This is a genomic window from Mesorhizobium sp. M7A.F.Ca.US.014.04.1.1 (assembly GCF_003998745.1).
Classification (GTDB): Bacteria; Pseudomonadota; Alphaproteobacteria; order Rhizobiales; family Rhizobiaceae; genus Mesorhizobium; species Mesorhizobium ciceri.
In genome coordinates, this window is the sequence record NZ_RZRW01000708.1 from 1 (window position 1) to 2,628 (window position 2,628).

A 2,628-nucleotide genomic window follows, 5' to 3' on the forward strand; every position below is an offset into this window, starting at 1 on the left:
GCAAAAAGAAGACCGCCACGATCCGGCTTGCCGGATTCGGGGCAAGGGTGAAAGGGTGGGGTAAGAGCCCACCGCGCGACTGGCAACAGGAGCGGCACGGTAAACCCCACCGGGAGCAAGACCGAATAGGGACGGTGCGAGGGGAAACCCTCGAGGGCTGTTTCCGGCTCACCGTCCGGGTAGGTTGCGTGAGGCGCATGGCAACATGCGCCCAAGATGAATGGCCGCCACGTTCTCGCCTCGCAAGGGACGAGGGCCATACAGAACCCGGCTTACAGGCCAGCTGGCAATTTCTCTCCCCCGATATCAAGAGAAATCTCTTGAAATCAGCAGGTTGCGCCCTCGGGCGCGCCTGTTGATTCAAGCCTGTCCGGCCGTTCATCCGAGCCGGGAGCCGCTGATCCCGTCCAGCGACGTCTCGATCGCTTTCCAGAGCTCTTCCACCGGCTCGCAGCCGACCGAGAGGCGGACGAAACCGGCGGAGACCGCATCGCCTCGCTTCAGGCGCCGCTCGGCGGAGGTGTGGACGCCGCCGAAGGATGTCGCGGCCTGCATCAGGGCACAATTGTTGATGAAGTCCTCGGCTTTGTCTTCCGAGGCGAGTTCGAAAGAGATGAGAAAGCCGAAGCGCTCCATCTGGGCGCGGGCTAGGTTGTGCGACGGGTCGCCTTCAAGCCCGGGATAACGCAGGCCGCTGATTGCCTTGTGGCCCTGCAGTCGCCGCGCGATGACTTCCGCCGAGGAACACATGCGATCGAAGCGCACATCCAGTGTCTCCAGGCCGCGGTGCACCAGCCAGGCTTCGAACGGACCGGGAATGCTGCCGGAAACTTCGCGCCAGCCGGTCACGGCGGCGATGATATCGGCATTGCGACTGGCGACATGGCCGAACAGCACGTCGGAATGGCCATTGGGTGCCTTGGTGTCGGCGGCAACGACGATGTCGGCGCCGTGGTCGAGCGGTCGTTGGCCGAGAGGGGTCATGGTCGTGTTGTCGACCACAAGGATCGCGCCGGCTTTGTGGACAGCATCGGCAACGGCGGCGATATCGCAGATATCCAGCCCCGGATTGGCAGGGGTTTCGACAAATGCCAGCCGATAGCCATCGAAGCCGCCATCGAGGAAGGTCGAAGTCGGCCTGGCATCATAGGTGATGCCGAGCGGCTTGAGGAAGCGCTCGGCCAGCGCTCGTGTCGTGTGATAGCCGTCCGATGGCAGCAGGATACGGTCGCCGGCCTTGAGCACGGCAAAAAACGCCGCCGAGATTGCCGCCATTCCGGAAGGGAATGCGACGCAGGGCGCGTCCTCCAGATGGGCCAGCATATGCTCGACCGCGTCCCAGGTCGGGTTGCTGAATCGCCCGTACTGGTTGAAGCCGGTGGCGTCGCCGGGCGCATGAAAGATGGCGGCCATGGTCAGCGGCAGGGGAATGGAATCGCCCATGGCAAGCCCGCTGCGACGCAGGTGAGGAAGCGCTGCAGCGCGTGACTTTGCTGTTTCAGACATCGAATTTCAGACCCTGTTGGTGACCGGCTGGATGTGGCGAGACGCTATGCCCGGCAGCGGCTCGCGGCAAGGCGCGTCCGGTTGGGCCAGGCGGCTCTAAACGCTTCGTTAGGCTTAATAGACCATAAAGACGAGACGTGTCGTCACGGCTGCTCTCTTTGGTCGGGGCGCGCGTGTTTGTGAAGCCTATTCCCGTTGACGCCCATAGTGCCCCATGATATCCCATCCAGACATCAAAGCCTTCGTTCCGTGTCAGGGTAAAGCGTACGCCAATCGGGCAGCCGCGGCGGCTGCGCGTTTGCTGGTTTTTGCCTGTGCGGACGAGGCTGATACGGGGCAGGGAACGCGCTGCGGCGGCGCGTGCGACAAGATGCAGAGGGGTGCGGCGGCGCAAGCGGCTGTAGCGTTTAATGGACCGGTTTCTGTCAAACACGGTGAGCAGGATCGATGCGAAGGGGCGGGTGTCCGTTCCCGGGCATTTCCGTGCCGTCGTGCAGAAGCGCGGCTATTCGGAACTCTATGCGCTGCGCTGCCTGGACCTGCCGGCGATGGATGTCGGCGGGCTCGACCTGCTCGACCGCTACGAGCAGCGCATAGCGCTCGAGGATCCCTTCCTGCAGACGGCGGACGATATGTCGTTCTTCTGCCATGGCGACGGAACCTTCTTGAAACTCGACCAGGACGGCCGCATCACGATGAGCGATTTCCTTCGCGAACACACCGGCATCTCGGCGGAAGTGGCCTTTGTCGGGCGCGGCAATTTCTTTCAGATCTGGGAGCCGGGACGGCTTGCCGCCTATGGGGCGCAGGCGCGGGCACGGCTTTTGCAGCTTCGGCAGGGGACGAAGCCTGGGGAGCGACCGGAATGACGGCAGGCCACGGCGATGACCTTCCTCGCGCCGTAGATGGGCACGCCGTTGGCGGATCGGCCCGCCACATTCCGGTCCTCCTTGCCGAAGTGCTCGAAGCACTGGCGCCGGCGCAGGGCGACCTCATCATTGATGGCACGTTCGGCGCCGGCGGCTACACCAGGGCCATTCTGGCGACAGGCGCCTCCGTGGTGGCGATCGACCGCGATCCGGATGCCATTGCGGCCGGGCGCGATCTTGAAGTGCAGTCGGG

Annotated in this window: 3 protein-coding genes and 1 other RNA gene; 3 read left to right on the plus strand and 1 reads right to left on the minus strand. The window is 63.9% G+C overall.

The window, feature by feature from the left end:
• Window positions 1-291, plus strand: an RNA gene (rnpB, locus tag EOA22_RS30290) — RNase P RNA component class A; the annotation flags it as partial.
• 87 nt (window positions 292-378) lie between these two features.
• Here rnpB and EOA22_RS30295 read toward each other — a convergent pair.
• Window positions 379-1,506, minus strand: a complete 1,128-nt coding sequence (locus EOA22_RS30295) for a cystathionine gamma-lyase (RefSeq protein ID WP_013530947.1) — start codon at window positions 1,504-1,506, stop codon at window positions 379-381.
• A gap of 410 nt (window positions 1,507-1,916) precedes the next feature.
• Between EOA22_RS30295 and mraZ the strand changes: the two genes are divergently transcribed.
• On the plus strand, window positions 1,917-2,375 hold the full coding sequence (mraZ, locus tag EOA22_RS30300) for a division/cell wall cluster transcriptional repressor MraZ (RefSeq protein ID WP_063168314.1): 459 nt from the start codon (window positions 1,917-1,919) through the stop codon (window positions 2,373-2,375).
• Window positions 2,372-2,628, plus strand: a 257-nt coding sequence (gene mraW / locus EOA22_RS30305; protein WP_127390462.1) for a 16S rRNA (cytosine(1402)-N(4))-methyltransferase, incomplete at its 3' end; no start/stop codon positions are given. The genes mraZ and mraW, both read left to right, overlap by 4 nt.

Excerpts from the sequence above, each read along its gene's own strand:
- mraZ (WP_063168314.1), top strand. The coding sequence starts at position 1,917 with ATGGACCGGTTTCTGTCAAACACGGTGAGCAGGATCGATGCGAAGGGG.
- EOA22_RS30295 (WP_013530947.1), bottom strand. The coding sequence starts at position 1,506 with ATGTCTGAAACAGCAAAGTCACGCGCTGCAGCGCTTCCTCACCTGCGT.